Genomic DNA, 24,466 nt, shown 5'->3' with positions numbered 1-24,466 from the left:
AAATTTTAAAGCCCTAAATATTTCTTTCTAATCTCATCATCACCTATTAAATTTTTAGCCTCGTTTTTCATTACAATATGACCATTTTCCAAAACATAAGCATAATCGCTTATTTTTAATGCAGAATAAGCATTTTGCTCTACCAAAAGAATAGTTATACCCTCTTCTTTTAAACGCACAATAATATCAAAAACTTCACCCACAATCTTTGGAGCAAGTCCCAAAGAAGGCTCATCCAACATCAAAAGTTTTGGTTCGCTCATTAAAGCCCTTGAAATCGCAAGCATTTGTGCTTCCCCTCCACTCAATGTTCCAGCTAAAGCATGCTTTTTGCTTGCAAGTCTTGGAAAAAGTTTATACATTTGCTCTCTTAAATGCTCATAATTTTCAGCATTATTAAAAGCACCTATTTTTAAATTTTCCTCTACGCTTAAATTAATAAAAACACGCCTTCCTTCAGGAACTAAAGCTATACCTTTTTGAACTAAAGTATGAGTTAAATGCCTTTTAGTATCATAACCTAAGAAATTAACCTCACCGGTTCTTTTAGCTGAATTTAAAAGCGCATTTAAAGTTGAAGTTTTACCTGCTCCATTTGAACCTACAAGAGAAACAATATGACCTGTTTCCACTTTAAAATCAATCCCTTTAACAGCTTCAATTAATCCATAATAAACATGCAAATCTTTAACTATTAGCATCAAAATCCCCTAAATACGCAGCAATTACTTCTTTATGATTTACAGCATCGCAAAGTTTACCTTCAAAAATTGTTTTTCCATAATCAAGCACCAATACACGATCACACAATTTATTGACAAATTTCATATCATGCTCTATAAGCAAAACGCTAATTTTATAATCTTTTCGTAATTTAAAAATGAGCTCAGCAAGTTCATCGCTCTCAGAGCTATTCATCCCAGCGGCTGGCTCATCAAGCAATAATAATCTTGGCTGAGTAGCCATTGCTCTTGCAATCTCAACTTTTCTTTGTTGTCCATAACTTAAGCTAGTAGCCTTTTCATTGGCAAATTCTACAATACCAAGTTCTTCTAATATTGTATAAGCCTTCTCTTTAAATACTTGTTCTATTTTTCCAAAACGCCCTAAATGCAAAAAGGCTTCAAAAATATTATATTTCATTTGTTTATTAAAACCAATAAGAACATTTTCAAGTACATTCATACTTGAAAAAAGCCTAATATTTTGAAATGTTCTAGCTATTCCTAAATGCACAATCTTATGAGGTTTTAAGTGATCAATTCTTTCTCCTAGAAATTCAACCGAACCTGAACTAGGTTTATAGTTACCTGTTATAATATTAAAAAGAGTTGTTTTACCAGCCCCATTAGGTCCAATTAAAGCAAAAATTTCGCCCTCATTGATTTTAAAAGAAGTTTCATTAATAGCCTTAACACTACCAAAACTTTTTGAAATTTGTTTTAATTCCAAAATCATTTTTTACTCCTTTTAAAACGCTTTTTAATCCCTCTAATCACATCACTCAACTCGTAATAACCCATTATGCCTTTTCTTGCAAAAAGCATTACCAAAATCAGAACAATAGAAAAAACAACCATTCTAAGCCCTGGTGTTGATTGGATATCAAGATTTAAAGAATCTATTTTTATATTTAACTCATCTAAAAATCTAAGCCACTCGCTTCCACCAATAACCAATATCGCACCTATAATAGCACCTGTAGTAGAACCAAGTCCACCCAAAACAATAATAATCAAAAGTTGAAAAGTAAGTAAAAAATCAAATTGAGTTGGAGATACGGTAGTCAACAGACAAGCCAAAAGTCCGCCACCTACACCTTCTAAAAATGCTGAAGTGCTAAAAGCTAAAGTTTTTATCCAAAAAGTATTTATTCCCATAGCGCTTGCAGCATCTTCATCATCTCTTATAGCCTTCATTGCACGACCATATTTAGAATAAACTATATTTAAAATTAAAATAACCGCTACAATAGCAATACCACCCGTCCAATAGATCGTGGAAAATTGTGGAATATCTACCAGCCCTCTTGAGCCATTAGTAATAGAAGGAAAATTAATAGCAGCTATTTTAATAATTATTCCAAAGCCTAAAGTTACAATAGCCAAGTAATCCCCTCTCACGCGAAATACAGCAAAAGCCAAAATCAGGGCAAGTAAAGATGAACAAATTCCAGCCATAATTAAAGCTAGAATAAAGGAATTTGAATGGATAGCTAAAATAAAAGAACTAGGACCATCTAAAAAAAACTGATCATTTTTTGCATCAGCACTTAAAAGAACTAAAGCAGCCGCATAAGCTCCAATCGCAACAAATCCATTGGGTTCTAGTGAAAATTGTCCAGTTACACCATTAATAAGATTGTAACTCACAGCCAAAATAATAAAAATAGCAATTTGATTAACAATGTTTAATCCATAATCCCCAAAAATATAAGGAGAAATGAAAATAAAAATAATTGAAGCAATTAAAAAGATTAAATGTAAAACCTTAATTCTAACCATCATCAAAACCTACTCTTTTCAAAATTTATACCTAAAATTCCCGTAGGCCTAAATAACAATATAAACACCAAAAAAATAAAAGCAAATGCATCTTTAAAGCCTGATAAATCTGGAAAAAAAGCCACAACAACAACTTCAGTAAATCCTATAATAAGTCCACCCAAAACTGCACCTACCACAGAACCTATACCTCCTAAAACTGCAGCAGCAAAAGCTTTCAAACCTATTAAAGTTCCCATAGTAGGTTCAACAGAGTAATAATTTGCAGCCCAAAAAACACCCCCAACTGCTGCCAAAGCTGAACCTAGGGCAAAAACTATAGCAATAATACGATTTGCATCTATACCCATTAAATTTACTGTTTGTATATCAAATGCCAAAGCACGAATAGCTATACCATATTTGCTTTTATACAAAATCCATAACACCGCTATTAAAATAACAAATGTAAGAGCAGGAACCATTAAAGAACCATAAGTTGTTATCACTCCACCAAAATTAACACTTTCCTCAAAATAACTTGGCGGTGTAAAAGTTCTAGGTGTTGAAGTAAAAAGCATATTAAAAAGATTTTGCAAGAAAAAACTAATACCGATTGCTGTAATCAACAAGGAAATTCTAGGAGCCTGTCTTAAAGGTTTATAAGCGATTCTATCTGTAGCTATTCCAACACAAGCAGCAAAAATCATTGCTAAAGACAAAGCTCCTAGAAAAGGAACATTTAGATTAGTCATGCAAAAAAGAGCCGCATAAGCACCAACCATCATAATATCGCCGTGAGCAAAATTAATAAGTCTTAACACGCCATAAACCATAGTATAGCCAACAGCAATAAGGGCATACATACTGCCCAAACTAAGTCCATTAACAAGTTGTTGTAAAAATAAAGTAGAATCCATAATCTTTCTATTTTTCCTTTAAGGATTGATAATATCTTTATAATTTTGCTTCTGATTTTTAATTTCTTTAACCACTACAGAACGAGTTGCATTTCCTGTTTGATCAATACTGATAACACCAGAAACACCTTGATAATTTTTAGTTTGGTGAATTTTTTCATTGACACACTTACTAGTAAGATTTTCAACGCAAGCATTCATAGCATTTAACATTACAAAATACGCATCAGCACCCATAGCCGAAAAATTTGGAACTTCTTTTGTTCCTTTAGCTTTTTCATAAACACTGATAAATTCTTTGCTTAATTTTGTAGTTGGATTATTAGCATCAAAACTATCTGTGAAAATATAACCCTCGCTTGCATCTCCAGCTAAACTAATAAAAGTTTGATCAGCAACTCCATCTGCAGAACCCATAGGAATATTTAAACCTGCGAGTTTTGATTGTCTTGCAAATAAAGAAGCTTCGCTATAATAAAGCGGTAAAAAAATAAATTCTGGATTTAAACTTTTAACTTGAGCTACAATAGCTCTAAAATCTTTATCACCTGAATTAACTCTTAAAATTCTAAGAATTTGACCACCATTAGACTTGTACTGTTTTTCAAAAGCTTTTGCTAAACCTAAGGAATAGTCAGTGCTTTGATCTACTACAATAACAGCACTTTTGTAATTAAGTTTTGAAAAAACATATTTTGCTAAAGATGAACCTTGAAAACTGTCCATAAAACATACTCGAGAAGAATATATTTTTTTATCAAGCAATCTATCACCAGTTGCAGCAGGAGCGATCAATGGAATTTTATTATCTTCTGCTACGCGCATAACTTGCAATGTATTAGCAGTAACCATTTCTCCTATAAGACCTATAACTTTATCTTGAGAAACTAAACGATTTGCTCCACTCGAAGATTCTAATTTATCACCTTTAGTATCAATAATAGCAAGAGAAACCCTATCTCCATTACTTAAAGTTGATTGCATTGAATTTGCAAGTTTAATCCCTTCTAGTGCACTTTGCCCATATGCTGCAGTAGCTCCGCTAAGCGGTAAAACAACTCCTATTTTAACTTCCGCAGCACTTAAACTTAAACTTAGAATACTTGCTAAAATTAAACTTTTTTTCATTCTCTACCTTTATTTTAGTAATTATGGATTTATAATTGTTTTATAATTTTGTTTTTGATTTTGAATTTCTTTAATCACAACAGAACGAATAGCATTACCGCTTTCATCTATGCTAATCACACCACCAACAGCTTGAAAATCTTTAGTTTGATGAATTTTACTATTAATACATTCGCTGTTAAGATTATCAACGCAAGCATTCATAGCATTCAACATTACAAAATACGCATCAGCCCCCATAGCCGAAAATGCTGGAAGTTCTTTTGTTCCTTTCACTTTCTCATAAGCTACAACAAAATCTTTTCCTAATTGTGTAGATGGATTGTTATAATCAAAACTATCAGTGAAAATTACTCCATTAACAGCACTTCCGCCAAGATCTATAAAAGTTTGATTATTAACACCATCTCCTGCTGCTAAAAGTTTATCAAAACCAACTTGTCTTGCTTGTCTCGCAATTAAAGCAGCTTCAGGATGATAAATAGGCATATAAACAAAATCAGGATTTAAACTCTTAAGTTGAGAAACCACAGCTCTAAAATCTTTATCTCCTGAATTAATAACAAGTTTTTTTATAATTTTTCCACCATTATTCTTAAAAGAATTTTCAAAAGCTCTTGCCAAACCTAAAGAATAAACATTGCTTTGATCTATAATGATAACAGCATTTTTAAGCCTTAAATCCTTAGATATATAAGTGGCAAATTTATCTCCTTGAAAACTATCTTTAAAACAAACTCTACTTGCATATTTCTTTTTATCTAGCAATTTATCTCCAGATGCCACTGGAGCTATTAGTGGAATTTTTTTCTCTTCTACTATAGAAATAGCTTGAATGGTATTTGGAGTTGTAGCTTCACCAATAATCCCAAGGACTTTATCTGTTGCTATTAAACGATTAACTCCATTTGAAGTTTCAAGCTTATCTCCTTTTGTATCTATTGTGATAAGTTTAACAACATCTCCATTTGAAAGTTTTGGCTGTAGCTTATTAGCCAGTTCAATTCCGTTAAAAACATCTTGCCCATAAGCTGCCACAGTTCCAGTTAAAGGTAAAACTACTCCTATATTAATATCCTTAGCATATAAGCAATTTACCATAGTTAAAACACCTAAAGTTAAAGTTAGTTTTTTCATAGCATTCCTTTTAATTATAGTTTTTACATTTTATTTTAGAAATATATTATGTTTTGTTTTTTGCGCAGGTTCTTCTTCAAGAAGGTCTTTTACTTGCAAATCAAGTGCAAAATTTCCACCTTTAATATAAGCAATAATATTATCTACATCCTCGTGGCTTAAATTTCTAGCATAAAAAGCCATTTGAGAAGCTGTTGTAGAACTACTACTATCAAGAGTATAACCTATCAAAGCTCCTTTAATATCCTCAGGAGACATATCTTTTAAAATTCTAGATCCTATAACACTCTTTTCAGCATTATCTCCATGGCAAGTATTGCATTTATTTTGAAAATACAAAGCCTTCGCTTTTTCCATATCATATTGCTTATTTGCATCAAAGGTATAAGTAAAAAATGATTTCAAGTTAATACCAAAAAGCGCAACAACAAATATTGAACTAATAAACAACCAGCGTGCAATCATGATTTTCCTTATTTTATTGTAATTTCCGTTTGTGTTTTATTTTGATATCTATGTGTTTTTTTGTTGTAATTTTTTTCTTTTTTAATATCATAGCAATAACGAACAGTCCCTGAAACTTCTATATCTTTAAAGACTTCATCTAATGGAGCTGCAAAAACAAAATGATTTAAAATCATACCAATTAAAAATATTTTTTTCATTTTTATTCTTTAAACACAAAAAACGATTATATCAAAAAAAGATAATCCTTGTTAATGACCACCTTTATGTAAAAAATAAAGTCCTACACAAAGAGCTAAAATCGATCCAGCAAGAAAAGCCATATCCACAGGAGTAGCAAATTTCATCTGCAAAACCCTTTGAAAGAAATTTACCACTAAGACCATAATGATAACTTTTGCAAGCTTGTCTTTTAATTGATCTAAGCTATGCACCTCTAAAACCTTGCTTTGTTTTGTTTGTTTAAATTCTTCTATTTCGCTGATAAAAAGCTCATAAACTCCAAAAGAAAAAATAAACAAAACTAAAGCCATAAGATAAAGATCAACAGCCCCTATAATTAAAGCCACCACATCCTCATGCAAATCCACATTAGAACCTGCATCAAAAAAATAATTATAAGTATAAAATATAACCTTTAAAACATCATAACTTGCAATAAAAAACAATACAAAAGCCCCAATTAAACCAAAAATTACGGGTAAAATTGTAACAATACGACTTCTAACAAGCAAAGATTCAAATATTTTCTCTAACATTTTTTTCCTTATTCATTTTTTAATTCTAACCATTTTTGCGCAATACGCACAGCATTTGTTGCAGCACCTACGCGAATTTGATCTGCTACACACCAAAGATGTAGTATTTTTTTATCATACACATCAGCGCGAATTCTTCCTACATAAGTTTCATTAGTATCACTTGTCATTAAAGGCATAGGGTATTTTTTATTTTTAGGATCATCTATGACAACAACACTTGGTGCTTTTTTTAAAATTTCTTTAGCTTTTTTTACATCTATTTCTTTTTCAAAATGCATAGTAATGGCTTCACTATGACTTCTTAAAACAGGCACTCTAACACAAGTTGCCGAAACTTCTAAATTTTTATGTAAAATTTTTTGAGTTTCATTAATCATTTTAAGTTCTTCTTTAGTGTAATCATTATCCATAAAAACATCAATTTGTGGAATAAGATTAAGTGCCAAAGTATAAGGAAAAGTTTGAGGTTCAAATTCATCAAGTTTAAAAGCAAAAAAACTTTGCATAGCTTCAACCAATTCTTGCATTCCTTCTTTTCCTGCTCCACTTGCAGCCTGATAGGTACTTACATCAACACGCTTTAAATTAAATGCATCATTTAAAGGTTTTAAAACTTGCACCATTTGTATAGTAGAACAATTTGGATTAGCAATAATCCCTGTTTTTTTCCAATCTTTAATATCCTCGGGATTGCATTCAGGAACCACCAAAGGAACATCTTTTTCCATTCTAAAATGACTTGTATTATCAATAACAACAGCACCAGATTCTACTGCAAATTTAGCATATTTTTCACTCACACTTCCACCTGCGCTAAAAAAAGCAATATCAATAGGATTTTCTTTAAATACATTTTCAGTAAGTTCTTTGACTTTATAAGCTTTGCCTTTAAATTCTACTTCACTACCTACACTTTTTACACTTGCTAAAGGTAAAATACTTTCCAATGGAAAATCAAGTTCATCTAAAACATTTAAAAGTTCTTCCCCAACCGCACCAGTAGCACCCACAATGGCTATTTTTTGTTTTTTTGACATTACTTATCCTTTATTTGATATTTTTTAATTTTTTCATTTAAAATTTTTATATCCATACCTAAAATTTGAGAAGCTTGATCCTTGTCATAATCTACACTTAAAAGAACTTCACAAATCAATTCTTTCTCTAAATTTTTTACATCTTTTTTTATACTTCTAGCTTCTAAGAACAAATCTTCACTTGAAATTTCATCATTTTCACTTAAAATACAAGCTCTTTGTACAACGGATATTAATTCTCTAATATTACCAGGAAAATCATATTCAAGTAAAGCATTTTTAGCTTCTTGGCTGAGCTGTTTTTCCTTAAAATCATATTCTTTACAAGTATCTTCTAAAACCTTTTGAGCTATACCTAAAATTTCTTCTTTACGCTCTCTTAAAGGCGGGATATTAATAGGAACAGTGTTTAAACGATAATATAAATCTGAACGAAATTCGCCATTTTTTATTTTTTCATCCAAATTTGCATTAGTTGCACTGATAATTCTTACATCTATTTTGATGCTTTTTGTACTTCCAAGTCGCGTAATTTCTTTTTCTTGCAAAGCTCTTAAAAGTTTGGCTTGAATTTCATAAGGCATTTCGCCAATTTCATCTAAAAATAAAGTGCCCTCATTAGCCATTTCAAAAAGCCCTATTTTAGTTGCATTAGCATCAGTAAAAGCACCTTTTTCAAAACCAAAAAGCTCACTTTCAATCAAATTTGCAGGAATGGCTGCCATATTAATAGCAACAAAAGGCTTATTAGAGCGTTTAGAATGAGTGTGAATATAACGAGAAAATACCTCTTTTCCTACTCCACTCTCTCCAAAAAACATTACAGAGGCATCAGTTTTAGCCGCTTTTTGACTTAAATTTAATGTTTTTTCTAAATTAGGAGAAGTTGAAAAAAAATCTTTATTTTCTTCTTTTTTTTCATTTTTTTTGCTTTTTTTATCGGCTGTTTTTTCTCTTATGATTTTAGCACGCTTAATAGCCTCGACTAAAGTATCAACATCAAAAGGCTTGGTTAGAAAATCTTTTACTCCCAAACGAACCGCTTCTATAGCACGGCTTAAAGTAGCATTTCCTGTCATAATAATAAAATCATATTTATTTTCACAGGCTTTAACAAATTCTATGCCATCAATTCCTGGCATATTAATATCTGTAATAATCAAATCTGTATTATCATCTATTTTTTTTAAAGCCTCAGTGGCAGATTTATAAGATTTAATATTAAATTCTTCATACTCTGCTAATGCAATTTCTAAGGATTTGCGCATATTAATATCATCTTCTACTATGACTAAATTCATCCTAAGCCTTTTAAAAAATTTCTGCTATGGTATCCAATTTGCGCTTAATTTTGAATTTACTTTTTTTTAAGATAATAAATTATCGCATTTTGTTCGCCAAATTCCACGGTAAAACGCAAGGGTAAAATTTTGACATAAGTTTCGCTTTGGGCATGTAATAAGTCAGTATTAACAATATCCTTAACACTGATTCTAGCTCCTATAAAGCAATCGCTTAATTCATCTTTATGAGAATTTAAAAAATTAAATTTAATTGTTTTTGGCATATTATCATCAATCAATCCTAAAGAAGTTCGAGGTAAAACTTTTAAATCTTGATCACTATAAGAAATTTCACATACCCATTGTTCTTCAACATTTTCGCTTTGCGTCATTGCTAAGGATAAATTTTGATTTTGATGAAAGAGAATGAAATTTTTACTAGAAAGCTCTGCCCAAAAAATAAATTCATCTTGGGCAAAAAGCTTAAAGCTAAGAAAGATTAATAAGCAAACAATTCTTTCCACTTGTCTGCATCGATTTTAAGTTCTAAGTTTACCCTATAAAGCCCTTGATTAAAATTCTCATCAATAATACTTGCATTTTTTATCAAACCATTTACTTGCGCAGTAATAGTTGAACTTCTAAGCATTGCATCTTTTACAGTGTCTTTACCATTCACTTTCACACCATAAAGCTTACTTGCAAGCTGTCTGTAAGCATCTGTAATCGCTGCTCTTTTTGCTAAAGCTAGGGCTTGAGCAGTAGAAACTGTATTCATCGGAGCAATCCCTTCACCAACTGCTGTAAAACTAAGTTCCGTTTCGCTAGCATCTGGAGCCAACATTTTTTCTTCTCTGATAATATCACGCACATCATCTTTATCGACTTTTTGCACGATAACATCTTGAGATGGGGCAGTGCTATTTGCACTTGAATTTTTAGTTGCACTGTTTGCACTTGGTACACAACCAGCGAAAATTCCTGCTATTGCTAGCATAAAATAAATTTTTTTCATTTTTACACCTTCAAAATATTGTAATTAGTAAAAAATAAAAAGCAATAAGCGTTCCAACTTTAAACTTATTACAAATCTAAACCAAAGTTTTCATCGCTTAACTCATCCTCATCATTTTCCTCTTTAGGACACTTAGCAATGCTAACCACCTCGTCATTTTCCACATTAACTACAATGACACCACTCGTATTACGCCCTGCTTTTCTAATGCTTTGCATATCAACACGTATCATCTTGCCTGAACTTGTAAGAGCCATCAAATCCATAGTTTCATCTACTATAACTACGCTAATAAGATCTTTGGTTTTTTCTGTAAGTTTCATACAAATTACACCCTTGCCACCTCTGCTTTGCAATCTATATTCTCCAGCATTTGTGCGTTTTCCTATACCTTTTGCACTTATGCTTAAAATTTCTTGCTCATCATTTTCTATAACAACTGCACCTACTAATTCGTCATTTTTCTCTTTAAACTTAATAGCCGTCACCCCACGACTTACACGGCCGATTTCACGCACTTTAGCAAGTGGGAATTTGATACACATACCTTTTTTGGTTACTGCAAAGAGCATTTTACCTTGTGTGCTTACACTTTCTTCATTTTCAAGATTTTCATCATCTAAATTTTCAATTTCTTGATTTTCTAAATTTTCTTCACCACCAGTGGCAAAAATTTCATCTTCATCTCTTTGAACAATAATAGCAGTTACCAACTCATCATTTTCATCCAAGTTGATCGCTCTAACTCCTACACTTCTGATATTTTGATATTCACTCAAATTTGTACGCTTTACAATACCATTTTTAGTAAAGAAACATAAAGATTTACTCTCATCAAAATCCGTGGTTGGAATAATAGCCATGATTTTTTCTTCAGCTTGTAAATTAATAAGATTTACCACTGCTTTTCCTTTAGCCGTTCTTGAGCCTTCAGGAATTTTATAAACTTTAAGCCAATAAAGCTGTCCACGATCTGTTACAAACATAAGTGTATCATGTGTATTTGCCGTAAAGAAACTTTCTATAAAATCATCATCATAAGTCGTAACGGCTAATTTTCCTTTTCCGCCTCGTTTTTGCTTTTCATATTGTTTACTAGGCACACGCTTAATATAACCACGATGCGTAATAGTTACAACCATATTTTCATTAGGAATCAAATCTTCAATATCAATATCATCATAATCATCTTCAATTTGAGTAATACGTGGCACATCAAATTTACTTCTAATTTCTTTTAATTCATCGCGAATTAAATTTTCAAGCAAGGTTTCACTTTTTAAAATTTCTTCAAGTCTTGCAATTTCTTTCATTAATTCTGCAAGTTCATTTTCGATTTTTTCTCTTTCAAGTCCTGTTAAACGACCAAGTTTCATATCTAAAATAGCATTGGCTTGAAGCTCACTAAGACCAAATTTAGCTACCAAAGAATCTCTTGCGGTATTATTATCAGAACTATTTTTAATTAAAGCAATCACTTCATCTATATTATCAAGTGCAATTTTAAGACCTTCTAAAATATGAGCTCTTGCTCTTGCCTTTTGAAGTTCAAAAATCGTTCTTCTAATAATAACTGTTTTTCTATGGGTTAAGAAAAGATTTAAAAGTTCTAACAAAGAGAAAATTTTAGGTTCTTTATTGTGAATTGCCAACATAATCACACCAAAAGTACTTTCCATAGTAGTAGATTTAAATAGATTATTTAAAACAATTTCACTCATAGCCTCACGTTTAAGCTCTATAACAACGCGGATTCCTTCTTTATTGCTCTCATCTCTTACTTCAGATATTCCTTCAATTTGCTTTTCTTTAACAAGCTCTGCAATCTGCTCTATAAGCCTAGCTTTATTGGTTTGATAAGGAAGCTCATCTATAACAATAACATCTTTATTTGTCTTTTTTTCAATATGAGTTTTAGCGCGCACTTTCACGCGACCACGCCCTGTGCGATAAGCTTCTATAATACCTTTTTTACCATAAATTATTCCACCTGTTGGAAAATCTGGACCTTTGATAAACTGCATAATCTCTTCTAAGCTTGCATCTTTACTATCGAGCAAATATAAAAGTCCATCTATCAACTCATTTAAACTATGAGGTGGGATGTTTGTCGCCATACCTACAGCTATACCACTTGAACCATTTAATAATAAATTTGGAACCCTAGAAGGTAAGACATCAGGTTCACTTTCTGAACCATCATAATTTGGAACAAAATCGACCGTATCTTTATCTATATCTTTTAAAAGCTCATGAGAAAGTTTACTCATTTTTGCTTCAGTATAACGCATCGCAGCAGCGCTATCACCATCTATAGATCCAAAGTTGCCTTGTCCTGTAATACTTGGATATCTCATAGAAAAATCTTGAGCCATTCTAACCAAAGCATCATAAACTGCTGTATCTCCATGTGGATGATAACGACCTATAACAGCACCCACTATACGGGCTGATTTGACAAAATCTGTTCTACTTTTTGCCTCATCATTTTGCATAGCATATAAAATTCTTCTATGAACAGGCTTTAAACCATCTCTTGCGTCAGGCAAAGCACGACCTATAATAACACTCATAGAATAGTCTAAGTAACTACTTTTTATAGAATTTTCTATATCTACAAGTTCAATATCAGAATCCTTGCTAAAAATATTCTCCATAAAAATCCTTCTATTAGTTCAAAGTTTTGATTATAGCATATTAAACTTTTGCATCAGCTAAAACAAGAGCAAAAAGTACAGAAATTTTATTTTCTTCTAAAACTTTTTTAGCTTCCAAAAGGCTAGAACCAGTCGTTACAATATCATCTACTAAAATTACAGGTTCGTGAATGGTTTTTAAGAGTTTGTAATTTCTTTTATGTTTTTGACGAAATTCTAAACTTTTTCCAGAATATTTAATATGATTTTGTGCTTTTAAAACATTAAAAACAGGTTTTACAAATTTTGTTTTAAGATATCTAGCTAAAATAGCAGAATGCGAATAAAGCATATCTTCAACCTTATCATCTAAAGCTATAACATTAATTGTCATTCTAGGATCAAAAAAATCTTTAAATTTTGCAAAACTTAATTTAGCAAGCATTTTATAAACAAAATAACCATAAAAATAATGTTTAGAGTGAAGCAAGTGTTGTATTTCATGGTATTTATAAAAAGAATAGACTTTGAAATTATTATCAAGCTTTCTTACATTTAAGGAAAATTCAGAAAGCTCTAGCTCGCATAATTCACAAAAGCAGAGCAGAGCAAAAGCTCCGCAATTTATACACCTCAAAGTTCAGAGATTAAACTAGCTGCTTTATTTGCCATTTGTTTTATTAACAAATGAGTATAAAAAGTTGTTTCTTTTAAATCATCAAAACCTTGTACATCTTGCTTGGTGCGGATTGTAAATTTCTTATTTTTATTTATATCACTAACTTGCAAAACTCCTACTAGTTTTGAATGTAATCCTATAGCATCTTGAGTTGCTCCATAAGATATAAATTCTAAATCAATCTTACTCACATAAGGTGAATTTTGATCGTTATTGTCAAGCACAACTATTCCTCTAGCTTCAAGTTCTTGTTTTAAATAAGTATAAAATACCGCATTAAAATTCACATCAACAAATAACTTTTTCCCTTTAGCATTTAAAACCTTTTGCCCTTCTTTTAAATCATAAAATCTATGTAAATAAACCTTTTTCAAAGCAATACCGGTGTCTAAAGTGCGTTTATTGGCACAACATTGAATTCCAACATCGCTAATGTACAAAAGCCCTTTAATCTTTGCTTCAAAACCACCAGGACTTTCACAAGAACTGCATTGAGAATTTTTAGAAATTTGATTAACTTGAGCAAAAGTATCTTGTTTAGTTGCACAAGCACTCAAAAATAAAATAGGCACTATAAAAATCAAAAATTTTTTAAACATTTTTTCTCCTTAGAAAATTATTTTAAAATTGTATTAAAAATACAAGCAAATTTCAAGCCAAGTTTTAAATTTATCATCAATCTATCTTTAAAACACTCAAAAAAGCCTCTTGAGGTAAATTTACCTTACCTATAGCTTTCATTCTTTTTTTACCTTCTTTTTGCTTTTCTAAAAGCTTTCTTTTTCTAGTAATATCCCCACCATAACATTTTGCTGTCACATTTTTACCCATGGATTTAACAGTTTCTCTTGCGATGATTTTATTTCCAATACTTGCTTGAATGGCCACTTCAAAAAGCTGTCTAGGAACTATTTCTTTCATAGCACTAACAAGTTCTCTTCCTTTACTTTGCGCTTTTTCATTAGGCACGATAATGCTTAGCGCATCAACATTTTCACCCGCTACCTTAATATCAAGTTTTACCAAATCCCCTACTCTAAATTCTATAGGCTCATAATCAAAACTCGCATAACCTTTTGTTAAGGACTTTAATTTATCATAAAAATCCATCACAATCTCATTTAAAGGCACATCATATTCTAGCAAAACACGCTCAGGTGTGATATAGTCCATTTTAACCTGCACTCCTCTTTTGCGATTTAAAAGAGTGATTAAATTCCCTAAAAATTCACTTGGAGTAATGATAGTAGCTTTAACATAAGGCTCTTTTATATGATCGATTTTATTAACAGGAGGAAGCTCGCTAGGATTTTGAATTTTAATAAGCTCTCCATCGGTTTGATAAATTTCATAAGTCACAGTTGGAGCTGTAGCAATCAAATCAAGATTAAATTCTCTCTCAAGCCTTTCTTTGATAACTTCCATATGTAAAAGCCCTAAAAATCCTACCCTAAAACCAAAGCCTAAGGCCAAAGAAGTTTCAGGCTCATAAGTAATAGAACTATCATTAAGCTTTAATTTATCCAAAGCATCTCTTAAATCTTCAAATTTATCCGTTTCTATAGGATAAAGTCCCGCAAACACAAAAGCTTTAGCCTTTTCAAAACCACCTATGGCTTCTTTAGCTTTGTTTTTTACCAAAGTGATGGTATCGCCTACTTGTACATCACCTACGGTTTTAAGCCCTAAAACCACCACACCTACTTCGCCTGATTGTAAAGATTGAGTTTTAATTGGACTTAAAGGGTGGGGATAAAAAAGATCTTGAACTATATGTTTTTTATCCGTACTCATGACTAAAACTTCATCGTTTTTAGCAATACTTCCTTCATAAATCCTAACCAAAGCCAAAGCACCCAAATAATTATCAAACCAAGAATCATAAATTAAAGCCTTAGTAGGAGCTTCATCATCTGTTTTTGGTGCAGGGATTTTAGTAATAATTGTTTCTATAAGCTCTTTTATACCCACTCCTGTTTTTGCACTCACGCAAATTGCATCTTTGCAATCTATACCTATAATATGCTCGATTTCATGCTTTACTTTCTCAACATCAGCATTAGGTAAATCGATTTTATTAATCACAGGAATGATTTCAAGATTATTTTCAAGCGCTATATAAACATTAGCTATAGTCTGTGCTTCAACACCTTGAGAAGCATCTACTACAAGCAAAGCCCCTTCACAACTTGCCAAAGAACGACTCACTTCATAAGAAAAATCCACATGGCCAGGAGTATCAATAAGATTTAAAACAAAATTTTCATTATTAAATTTATAATTTAAACGCACTGATTGTGCTTTTATGGTGATACCACGCTCTTTTTCTATATCCATAGTATCCATAACTTGTGAACTCATCTGCCTATCGCTAATAGCACCACACTCACTAATAATCCTATCTGCAAGAGTAGATTTTCCATGATCTATATGAGCTATAATAGAAAAATTTCTAATATTTTTTACCGACAAAATTTCATCCTAAATATAAAATTTTAAAGCTAGGATTTTAACAAAATTTATGTTTAAAACAAATAAATTTTATTTTATATAAAAAACTTCAATTGAAATTTATATAAAGCATATTAAAATATCAAATGCTTGAAAAATATTTAAAATCAGCTATATTTTTAGCTCTTTATCCCTTAGTAATGTTAGCTTCTAATTTGCACGAATTTATAGCACTAAGTCAAAATAATGAATCCTATCTCATTAAGCAAATGCAAAGCGAACAAGCAAATTTAGACAAAGAACAAGCTTTTAGAAATTACCTACCCTCTCTTAGTCTAAACTCAGCTTATGTAGCCAACAATAAAGATCGCTTCATTATCGATCCACAAGAAAGTTTATTTGCTAAAGTTTCTCTTAATTTTTTGCTTTTTGATGGGGGCGCTAGAGAGGCTAATTTAAGAGCTTTAGAAAGCAGAGAAAAATTAAGCCTTTTAGACAAAGAACAAAATAAAAATTACCTTGCCCTAAATGCAATCACACTTTATTTTAACACCTTAAGTCTTGAAAAAATTTTACTAGCCAATCAACAAAAAGTATCTTTTTTAAAATCAACTTTTGAAAGATTGCAAAAATTTTACGACGCAGGACTTAGCCCTAAAGATGAACTTGAAAGCATTAAGGCTAAATACCATTTAAGCTTATTAGAGCTCAGTCAAAATGAATTAAAACTTGCCAATATACAAAAAGAGATTAAAATTTTAAGCGATACAGATTTTAAAGTGCAAGGGAATGCTTTTTTAGAAAATCCGCAACAAGAAAAAAGTCAAAACTATGAAGTAATGATAGCTAAAGAACAAATCAATCTTGCTAAAGAAAGTGTAAATTTAGCAAAAGCTGAATATTTTCCAAAATTTTATATTCAAGATAATTTTAACTTTTATAAAAACAATTATAATCCAAAAGTTCCAGCTCCTTTTGCAAATTTAGCGGATCAATTCTTAGAAAAATATTCTCAAGGTAATCAATTTATTTTAGGTATGGAATGGAAAATTTTTGATTTCAATGCAAGGGCGAAAGAAGTTGAAAAAGAGCGTTTAAATGTTCAAATAGCCAATGCAAATGCAAGATTTAGCGAGAGAAAAAATAAAGAAGAATTAAATTATTTAGACAAAAGTTTAAAAGTTTTACAAGAACAAATTTCAGCTCTTAATCTTAGCTTAAATGCTGCAAATTTAGCTTTTGAAAGTGTAGATAAAAAATACCAAGCAGGACTTGTTTCTTATGTAGAATATCTTCAAGCTTTAGAGGCTAAATTTAAAGCACAAAGCGATTTAGAGCTTGCTAAAAATGAATTTGAAATTACTAAAGCAAATTATTATTTTAATGCGGGTATAGATCTTAATTCAAAGGTTAAAGAATGAAAAAAATTCTATTTTTACTTCTTGTTTTTAATTGCGCCTTTGGCGAAGAAATTTACGCAAGTTTCAATGTAGAAGCATCAAAACAAAGCAAACTTGCCCTTGAAAGCATAGGTTTGGTTCAAAAAATTCCTGTAGAAATTGGACAAAAAGTCAGCAAAGGAGAACTTTTACTTGCTCTTGATCAAGAAAGTGAAAAAATAGCTCTTCAAAATGCTCAAAATTCTTATCAACTTGCCCTTGTAGAATACGAAAATACCAAAAGTAGGATGCAAAAAATCAAAGCTGTAGAAAATGTTATAGACAAACAAAGCTATGAAGATATGAAAGCTAAGTTTGATGCTGCTAATTTAAATTTAAACAAAGCAAAAATCGATATAGCTTATTATAAAAATATCATGGCAAAAAAAGAATTACGCGCACCTTATGATGCTATTATCGCAAACAAATTTATACAAGTGGGCGAAGGAGTAGGAGGAGTAGCTCAACCTTTAATAGAAATTTTTTCCTATCCACAAAGCAAACTGATTTTAAGTTTTGATGAAAAATATAAAGATAAAGTTAGATTAGGCGATGATTTCTTTTATAAAATCGATCAAAATGGTACAGAATTGAAAGGAAAAATCAGCCTTATTTATCCAAGTATAGAAGTAAAAACAAGAAAAATTTATGCTGAAGTGCAAACCACAAATCTAACACCAGGGCTTTTTGGTGAAGGTAGAATCATCACTAAAGATTAAAAATGTTTAAACTAGCTATAAACCGACCTATTACCGTGCTAATGTTTTTCTTAGCTCTTATGATTTTTGGGCTAATCTCTGCTTTTAGCATGAGTGTAAATTTATTTCCTAATGTTTCCATACCTCTTATAAAAATCACAAGTAAGATAAATGGGGATTTAAATTTCGTAGAATCAAAAGTCACTAAAGAAATAGAAAATGCTTTAAGTGAAATCGATGGAGTAAAGACCATAACCTCAGCTGCGTATGATAATTTTAGTGTGAGTGTAGTGGAGTTTAAACTGGGTAAAAATCTTGAAGTAGCTGCTAATGATGTGCGTGATAAAATAGGAACTTTAAGCCTACCTTCTAAGCCTGAAATTGAAAAAATCAGTTCAGATTCTGGTTCTGCTATTTCGCTTTTTTTATATTCTAAAGATAAATTACAACTCATGCGTGAAATCAATGATAAAATAAAACCTTTTTTGCAAAGAGTTGAAGGAGTAGGTAAAATCGAAGCTAAGGGGTTTTTAGAACCCCAAATTCGCATAGAATTAAAACCAAACGAACTTAGAAAATACAATCTTAACGCCCTTGATGTAGCAAATATCATCAAAAGTCAAAATTTTAAACAAGCCCTAGGCGAACTTAACAACAATCAAGATAACTATATCATCAAAGGCTATTTTGAAGCCACAAATTTAGAAGAACTTAGTAATCTTCGCATAAAAACAGGAGTATTTTTAAGCGATATTGCTAATATTTCAAGCCTTTATAAAGATGAAAAACAAAGTGCTTTATACGAAGGTAAAGAAGGGGTGCTTTTAGAACTCGGAAAAATCACAAATTATAACACCCTTGAAATGATTAAAAATGTCAAAAATGCCTTGCCTATTTTAGAAAAACAAATTCCAAAAGATATAAGCATTAATATGCTTTATGATAAAAGCTTAAATATCCACAAGCACCTTTCTCAAGTGATTTTTGATATGGTTTTGGGGATTTTTCTAACCCTTGTTATCGTGTTTTTATTTTTAAGAAATTTAAGTGCAACTCTCATTGCTTGCATAGCTATACCTACTTCTATCATTTCAACTTTTTTTATTATCGATCTTTTAGGCTATGATTTAAACCGCTTAACTTTTATAGCTTTAACCTTAAGCATAGGAATTTTTATCGATGATGCTATAGTAGTGATTGAAAATATTGCTAAAAAACTAAAAACTTATCCGCCTTTACAAGCTGCTTTTTTAGGTATCAATGAAATAGGTTTTAGTGTTTTAAGCATAAGTATAGTTTTACTTTGTGTTTTTATCCCTATTTCTTATATGAACTCTATATCAGGGCTTTTTTTCAATGCCTTAGGCATAAGCGTTGCAAGTGGGATAGTTATAAGCTTTTTGGTTTCTGTATTTTTAATACCTAGTATTGGGGCAAGATTTTTAAATCCAAAAGAAAACAAGTTTTATGAAAAAACAGAAGCTTTTTTTGAAAAAATAGAGCAAAAGTATGAAAATTTACTCTATAAAATTTTACAAAATAAAGTAAAATTTATCCTAGCCACTCTTGTTTTTATAGGGCTTTCTTTTGCTTTAGCCACTCGCATAGGGCTTGATTTTTTACCTATGGAAGATGATAGTGAAATTCAAGTTTTGCTTGAAAGCAAAAAGGATTTAAGTTTAGAAGCCATGAAAGAAAAAAGTTTAAATTTGCTTGAAAAAATCAAAAATGATAGCAACGTCAAATACGCTTTTTTACTTGTAGGCTATGATGATGCCAAAGATGCTACAAAGGCTAAAATTTATGTTAAACTTAAAAATTTAGACGAAAGAAATTTAAGACAAAGTGCCATAGTAAGTTTATATCGTCAAAAATTTCAAGATGAAAGTTTAAAAATCAAAATTTTAGAACTTCCAAAGATAGAGGGTGCAGGCATTGATGATCCCGTGCAATTTTTAATCTTAGGAGATGATTTAAACACTCTAAAAGAAGCTGCTTCTCAGGCAAAAGAAATTTTAGGCACTAATGCACGCATTGTAGATATAAGTGATAATGCTAATGCCACAAAAGATGAAGTAGCCTTACACATCAACAAAGAAAAAGCCAAACTTTTAGATGTCAATCCTCAATATATCGCTGGGGTTTTAGGGTATTCTTTCTCGCAACTTAGCGTAGGAAGCATGGATAGAGGCAATTCAAAAGATGATATTATCCTAAGTTTTGCTCCAGAATTTAAAAAAGACATAGAAGCTTTAAAGCGCATTAGCATTAAAAACAACCAAGGTATAAATTTAGAACTTTCAAGCGTGGTGGATTTTATATACAGTAAAGATTTAAAAACTATCAATCGTTACAATAAAAACCGCTCTGTGAAAATCACAGCTGGAGTGAATGATCTTTCCTTAGGAGCGGTGCAAAAACTTTTACTAGATAATATGGATAAAATTTTAAATAACAATCCAAGTCTTAGCTATGCTTTTTCAGGCTTTATCAATCTTTTAGGTGAAACCGTGCAAGGTTTTGCTATGGCAGTAGCACTTGCTTTTGTTTTAATTTATCTTGTTTTAGCCGTACTTTATGAAAGTTTTATTCTGCCTTTAATCATCATGATAACCATGCCTTTAGCCTTTGGCGGAGCTTCTATAGGGCTTTTTATCACAGGGCATAATTTTTCACTTTTTGTACTTATTGCCATCATCTTACTTTTTGGTATGGTGGGGAAAAATGCTATTTTACTCGTAGATGTAGCTAATAAAAAATGCCATGAAGGTTTAGATCCCGATAAAGCTCTTTTAATCGCTGGAAAATCGCGCTTAAGGGCTATATTGATGACAACTTTTGCTATGATTTTTGCTATGCTCCCACTTGCTCTTTCAAGGGGTGCGGGCTATGAAGCTAATTCTCCTATGGCAATAGCCATTATCTTTGGACTTATAAGTTCGACTTTGCTTACCTTACTCGTAGTACCTGCACTTTTTAAATTCTGTTTTAAACTAGATAGCAAATTAAGAAAAATTTATGAGAGAGAAAAATTAAATTAACCAAAATGATTAATTTAATTTTTTTTAAGTATTATTCTTATAAAGTGCTTTTAAGTTATCATAGGCAATTTGTATTTTTTCAAACTGTTCTCTTGCGTAAGCTTTTTCTATTGCACTTTTTCCTTGATGAAAATCAGGATGATAAAGTTTTACCAAAATCAAATATTTTTGTCTGATTTCACTAAGATCATTTTGCGGAGTGCATTCTAAAGTATTAAAATAATTACTAAAAAGCTTGGCTAAAGCATTAAATTTCCATTTCATATTTTCTTTATTGTGAATATTTTGGCGAAATTTTTTATACTCTTCGCGGTCAACTTCAAAATTCACGCAATATTTTAAATGCTCGCTCTCATCTGCAAAAGCTTCAAAAAGTTCAAGGGTATTCTCGTTTTTATATTCTAAAATTAGAATATTTGTCATTTCATTATATTCTATATAATGATCTTGAAAATAATTTCTTATATAAGTAATAAATAATTTTTCATTAGAGCTTAACTTCATCAAAATTCTACCCGCAACAAAATCAATCTTGATAAACAACATAGGCTTAAGCATATTATTTTGCTCAAAAATTAATCTAAAAGTTTTAAAATGAGCATCTTGTAAATTCTCTATACCTTCATTTGTGCTTTTGCGATATTTTTGATCTAAAACTTTTAAGAAATAACGGCGCTGTGGAATTTCATTTTCTTCAAAAAAAGAAAAAATTTTATTTTTTCGTCCTATGACCTTTGTGAAATTTTTGGTAATCAAGTCTTTAAAATACTGAAATACGCTAATATCATCTGTATTAACATTGATAGTTTCTAAAGTTTGCACGATTTGCATCTATTTCTCCCATAAAACCTCATTTTCAAAAAGCTCTTTAGTGCCTTTTAAAATTTCATTGGGTGTATAATCGGCTTTATAAGATAAAGATTGACACTTTTTTACAAAATACCCAAGATAAATATAATCTAAGTTCATTTTTTTAGCTATTTGTATTTCATTGAGCAAAGAAAATTTACCCAAAGAAAAATACGAAAAATCAGGATCATAAAAACAATAAATGCTTGAAATTCCATCCTCTAAAATATCAATCAAATCAACACAAACGAGCTTATCTTCTATATAAAATGCAAGCTCATATCCAAAATTCATAAAACCATCGACATAAAGATTATAATACTGTTTAAAGCTTAAATCATAACGCTTCCAGTTCTTTTTTTCTTCCATAAAACGATGGTATTTATCATATAAAAACAAATGTTCATTGCTTAAATTGGGTGTTCTAAGTATAACTTTGGTGTTAATATTTTTATTTACAACCCTTCTTTCACTTCTTGAAAAATTATATTCATTAACTAAAATTCTAAGACTTAAACATTCATCACAATCTTTACAAATAGGGCGTGAAAAATACCTACCAAAACGACGCCAACCTCGTTTTATTAGCTCATTATTGATTTCTTTAGGGCAATTTTCAATGTATTTATACTCTATTCTTGAACGTTTATCCTTTAAGTAAGGACACTGATCTTCAAGAGTACAAAAACCAATCTCAAGCATTAAATTTTCTTAATATCTGTATTTTTGATAAATTCGGAAAATTCATCCTGTAGTTTTTCTTGCTTTAAGAAAATTTCTTGCATTTCCTTATCTATGTTTGTTTCTTGATTTTTTTCGCGAATATCTTTGGCTAGTTTTTCTAAATTTTTTACACTTGCTCCACTCTTGCTTGATTTCTTCGCTAATTTTGAAGTATTGGTGTTAGCTTGCATTTCTTTTTTAATACTTTTAAGACTGTCTAAAAAATCCATCTATTATTCCCTACTTTCTCGTATTTTTTTAAGCGTAGCAGCTATTGCAGCTATAACTTCTTCTTTATTTTCTTGATGACGATCTTCTGTTTTTTCTAATAATTCTTGCATATGTGTCTCTATGAAAGAGGTGTCTAAATACCCCCTTCTAAATTCTCTTGTTTTTGTAATGGCAATTAAAAATGGTATTGTTGTTCTAATATCATCAATCACAAATTCCTTCAAAGCACGCTCAAGTTTATTAACCGCTAAATCATAACTTGTTGCTTTAATAATAAGCTTTGCAAGCATGGAATCATAATAAGGCGGCACAGTATAGTCTTTATAAATATGACTATCAACTCTAACAGATGGTCCAAGAGCTGGGTAGTATTCTCCTATTTTTCCAGGACTTGGAATAAAATTTTTCCATACATTTTCAGCAGTAATTCTAGCTTCAATAGCAAAACCCCTAGGTTTAATATCGCTTTGTTCTAAGTCCAAAATTTCTCCTGCTGCAATACGAATTTGTCTTACAATAAGATCAATACCTGTAATTTCTTCAGTAATTGGATGCTCAACTTGAATTCTTGTATTCATTTCCATAAAATAAAAGCGATTATAATCATCAAGCAAAAACTCTATAGTTCCAGCATTTGTATAACCTACAGCCTTAGCAGCTGCCACAGCTGTAACACCCATGGTTTTTCTAAGATTATCTGAAATTCCAGGGCAAGGTGCTATCTCAATTACCTTTTGATGTCTTCTTTGAATAGAACAATCCCTTTCACAAAGATGGATAATATTTCCGTAGTTATCTCCTAAAATTTGAAATTCTATATGTCTGGGATTAACTACATATTTTTCCATAAATACTTCATCATTATTAAAGTATGTTAAAGCTTCTCTTTTGCAAGATTCAAAGGCATTTTCAAGATCTTGTTCTTTATGAACAACGCGAATTCCGCGTCCACCTCCACCACCTGAAGCTTTTAAAATAACAGGATAACCAATCTTCTCAGCAAAAATTTTAATTTCTTCCATGCTATAGGAATTCAATTTTTCAGTCCCTGGAACAATAGGTATGCCATTTTTAGCCATTAACTTACGAGCGATATTTTTATTTCCCATCTTATGGATTACTTCAGATTTTGGACCTATAAAAATAATTCCAGCATCTTCACAAGCCTTAGCAAATTCGTAATTCTCACTTAAAAATCCATAACCAGGATGAATCGCATCAGCACCACAAGCCTTAGCAATCTCAACAATACGAGCAACATCTAAATATCCTCTTATAGCATCCGTTCCTATGCGATAAGCCTCATCTGCGATTTTTACATGCAAACATTCACGATCAGGCTCTGTAAAAACTGCAACACTTTTAATATGCAAATCTCTACAAGCACGGATTACTCTAACAGCTATTTCAGCTCTATTTGCTATGAGAATTTTATGGATTTGATTCATAATTTGCCTTTTTTGTTATATTTTTATTGTTAATTTTAGCAA

24 protein-coding genes are annotated in these 24,466 nt (G+C 31.1%); 3 read left to right on the top strand and 21 right to left on the bottom strand.

What is annotated here, in order from left to right; genetic code table 11:
- Positions 1 to 5: 5 nt before the first annotated feature.
- From BGS40_RS02365 to lepA, 17 genes are all read right to left on the bottom strand, one after another.
- Positions 6 to 701, bottom strand: coding sequence for an ABC transporter ATP-binding protein (locus tag BGS40_RS02365; protein WP_096738325.1), 696 nt, complete (start codon positions 699 to 701; stop codon positions 6 to 8).
- On the bottom strand, positions 688 to 1,458 hold the full coding sequence (locus tag BGS40_RS02360; RefSeq protein ID WP_052793806.1) for an ABC transporter ATP-binding protein: 771 nt from the start codon (positions 1,456 to 1,458) through the stop codon (positions 688 to 690). The genes BGS40_RS02365 and BGS40_RS02360 overlap by 14 nt, the downstream gene beginning before the upstream one ends.
- Positions 1,455 to 2,507 (bottom strand): branched-chain amino acid ABC transporter permease, encoded by a 1,053-nt coding sequence (locus BGS40_RS02355; protein ID WP_096738324.1) that lies wholly within the window; start codon positions 2,505 to 2,507, stop codon positions 1,455 to 1,457. The genes BGS40_RS02360 and BGS40_RS02355 overlap by 4 nt, the downstream gene beginning before the upstream one ends.
- On the bottom strand, positions 2,507 to 3,403 hold the full coding sequence (locus BGS40_RS02350; protein ID WP_002852952.1) for a branched-chain amino acid ABC transporter permease: 897 nt from the start codon (positions 3,401 to 3,403) through the stop codon (positions 2,507 to 2,509). Before BGS40_RS02350 ends, BGS40_RS02355 begins: the two co-directional genes overlap by 1 nt.
- 18 nt (positions 3,404 to 3,421) lie before the next feature.
- Positions 3,422 to 4,531 carry an ABC transporter substrate-binding protein gene (locus BGS40_RS02345; RefSeq protein ID WP_052793804.1) on the bottom strand — a complete coding sequence of 370 codons (1,110 nt, stop codon included), beginning with the start codon at positions 4,529 to 4,531 and terminating at the stop codon, positions 3,422 to 3,424.
- Between the two features lie 21 nt (positions 4,532 to 4,552).
- Positions 4,553 to 5,668 (bottom strand): ABC transporter substrate-binding protein, encoded by a 1,116-nt coding sequence (locus BGS40_RS02340; protein WP_087691989.1) that lies wholly within the window; start codon positions 5,666 to 5,668, stop codon positions 4,553 to 4,555.
- Between the two features lie 30 nt (positions 5,669 to 5,698).
- Positions 5,699 to 6,133, bottom strand: coding sequence for a c-type cytochrome (locus BGS40_RS02335; RefSeq protein ID WP_052793802.1), 435 nt, complete (start codon positions 6,131 to 6,133; stop codon positions 5,699 to 5,701).
- 8 nt (positions 6,134 to 6,141) lie between these two features.
- A complete protein-coding gene (locus BGS40_RS02330; RefSeq protein WP_052793801.1) occupies positions 6,142 to 6,333 on the bottom strand; it encodes a mini-MOMP protein in 192 nt (63 codons plus the stop codon).
- A gap of 51 nt (positions 6,334 to 6,384) precedes the next feature.
- Positions 6,385 to 6,891, bottom strand: coding sequence for a YqhA family protein (locus BGS40_RS02325; protein ID WP_002852919.1), 507 nt, complete (start codon positions 6,889 to 6,891; stop codon positions 6,385 to 6,387).
- Between the two features lie 8 nt (positions 6,892 to 6,899).
- Positions 6,900 to 7,931, bottom strand: a complete 1,032-nt coding sequence (locus tag BGS40_RS02320) for an aspartate-semialdehyde dehydrogenase (RefSeq protein ID WP_096738323.1) — start codon at positions 7,929 to 7,931, stop codon at positions 6,900 to 6,902.
- Complete coding sequence (locus BGS40_RS02315; RefSeq protein ID WP_002919906.1) at positions 7,931 to 9,232, bottom strand: sigma-54-dependent transcriptional regulator; 1,302 nt, start codon at positions 9,230 to 9,232, stop codon at positions 7,931 to 7,933. Before BGS40_RS02315 ends, BGS40_RS02320 begins: the two co-directional genes overlap by 1 nt.
- Before the next feature lie 56 nt (positions 9,233 to 9,288).
- Positions 9,289 to 9,738 carry a flagellar assembly protein FlgQ gene (gene flgQ, locus BGS40_RS02310; protein WP_002888259.1) on the bottom strand — a complete coding sequence of 150 codons (450 nt, stop codon included), beginning with the start codon at positions 9,736 to 9,738 and terminating at the stop codon, positions 9,289 to 9,291.
- Positions 9,714 to 10,229, bottom strand: a complete 516-nt coding sequence (flgP, locus tag BGS40_RS02305; RefSeq protein ID WP_002852972.1) for a flagellar assembly lipoprotein FlgP — start codon at positions 10,227 to 10,229, stop codon at positions 9,714 to 9,716. The genes flgQ and flgP overlap by 25 nt, the downstream gene beginning before the upstream one ends.
- A 68-nt stretch (positions 10,230 to 10,297) precedes the next feature.
- Positions 10,298 to 12,886, bottom strand: a complete 2,589-nt coding sequence (gene gyrA / locus BGS40_RS02300) for a DNA topoisomerase (ATP-hydrolyzing) subunit A (protein ID WP_002869125.1) — start codon at positions 12,884 to 12,886, stop codon at positions 10,298 to 10,300.
- A gap of 40 nt (positions 12,887 to 12,926) precedes the next feature.
- The gene (locus BGS40_RS02295; protein ID WP_002853564.1) at positions 12,927 to 13,502 is read right to left on the bottom strand and encodes a ComF family protein; all 576 of its coding nucleotides are present in this window, start codon (positions 13,500 to 13,502) and stop codon (positions 12,927 to 12,929) included.
- Positions 13,499 to 14,143, bottom strand: a complete 645-nt coding sequence (gene mapA, locus BGS40_RS02290; protein ID WP_002852941.1) for an outer membrane lipoprotein MapA — start codon at positions 14,141 to 14,143, stop codon at positions 13,499 to 13,501. Before mapA ends, BGS40_RS02295 begins: the two co-directional genes overlap by 4 nt.
- Before the next feature lie 76 nt (positions 14,144 to 14,219).
- On the bottom strand, positions 14,220 to 16,016 hold the full coding sequence (gene lepA, locus BGS40_RS02285; protein ID WP_002837927.1) for a translation elongation factor 4: 1,797 nt from the start codon (positions 16,014 to 16,016) through the stop codon (positions 14,220 to 14,222).
- 125 nt (positions 16,017 to 16,141) lie between these two features.
- Between lepA and cmeD the strand changes: the two genes are divergently transcribed.
- Genes cmeD through cmeF form a run of 3 tightly spaced genes read left to right on the top strand, consistent with a single transcriptional unit; the run spans position 16,142 to position 21,173 of the window.
- Positions 16,142 to 17,416, top strand: a complete 1,275-nt coding sequence (gene cmeD, locus BGS40_RS02280) for a multidrug efflux RND transporter outer membrane subunit CmeD (RefSeq protein ID WP_096738322.1) — start codon at positions 16,142 to 16,144, stop codon at positions 17,414 to 17,416.
- Positions 17,413 to 18,153 (top strand): multidrug efflux RND transporter periplasmic adaptor subunit CmeE, encoded by a 741-nt coding sequence (gene cmeE, locus BGS40_RS02275; RefSeq protein ID WP_096738321.1) that lies wholly within the window; start codon positions 17,413 to 17,415, stop codon positions 18,151 to 18,153. Before cmeD ends, cmeE begins: the two co-directional genes overlap by 4 nt.
- 2 nt (positions 18,154 to 18,155) lie before the next feature.
- Positions 18,156 to 21,173 carry a multidrug efflux RND transporter permease subunit CmeF gene (cmeF, locus tag BGS40_RS02270; RefSeq protein WP_096738320.1) on the top strand — a complete coding sequence of 1,006 codons (3,018 nt, stop codon included), beginning with the start codon at positions 18,156 to 18,158 and terminating at the stop codon, positions 21,171 to 21,173.
- A gap of 24 nt (positions 21,174 to 21,197) precedes the next feature.
- Here the strand turns inward: cmeF and BGS40_RS02265 are convergent, their stop codons facing one another.
- From BGS40_RS02265 to BGS40_RS02250, 4 genes are read right to left on the bottom strand one after another with little or no spacing between them, the layout of a single operon-like run.
- On the bottom strand, positions 21,198 to 22,004 hold the full coding sequence (locus BGS40_RS02265; RefSeq protein ID WP_002866067.1) for an adenylosuccinate lyase: 807 nt from the start codon (positions 22,002 to 22,004) through the stop codon (positions 21,198 to 21,200).
- The gene (locus BGS40_RS02260; protein ID WP_002853863.1) at positions 22,005 to 22,724 is read right to left on the bottom strand and encodes an arginyltransferase; all 720 of its coding nucleotides are present in this window, start codon (positions 22,722 to 22,724) and stop codon (positions 22,005 to 22,007) included.
- A complete protein-coding gene (locus BGS40_RS02255) occupies positions 22,724 to 22,975 on the bottom strand; it encodes a hypothetical protein (RefSeq protein WP_002853000.1) in 252 nt (83 codons plus the stop codon). Before BGS40_RS02255 ends, BGS40_RS02260 begins: the two co-directional genes overlap by 1 nt.
- Positions 22,976 to 22,978: 3 nt before the next feature.
- Positions 22,979 to 24,424: an acetyl-CoA carboxylase subunit A gene (locus tag BGS40_RS02250; protein ID WP_002856595.1), complete on the bottom strand. Its 1,446-nt coding sequence runs from the start codon at positions 24,422 to 24,424 to the stop codon at positions 22,979 to 22,981.
- Between the last annotated feature and the right edge of the window lie 42 nt (positions 24,425 to 24,466).

The organism is Campylobacter sp. 107, from assembly GCF_002383835.1.
GTDB lineage: Bacteria > Campylobacterota > Campylobacteria > Campylobacterales > Campylobacteraceae > Campylobacter_D > Campylobacter_D jejuni.
The sequence above is the reverse complement of the archived record's forward strand: the minus strand, read 5'-3'. Positions and strand labels throughout refer to the sequence as shown.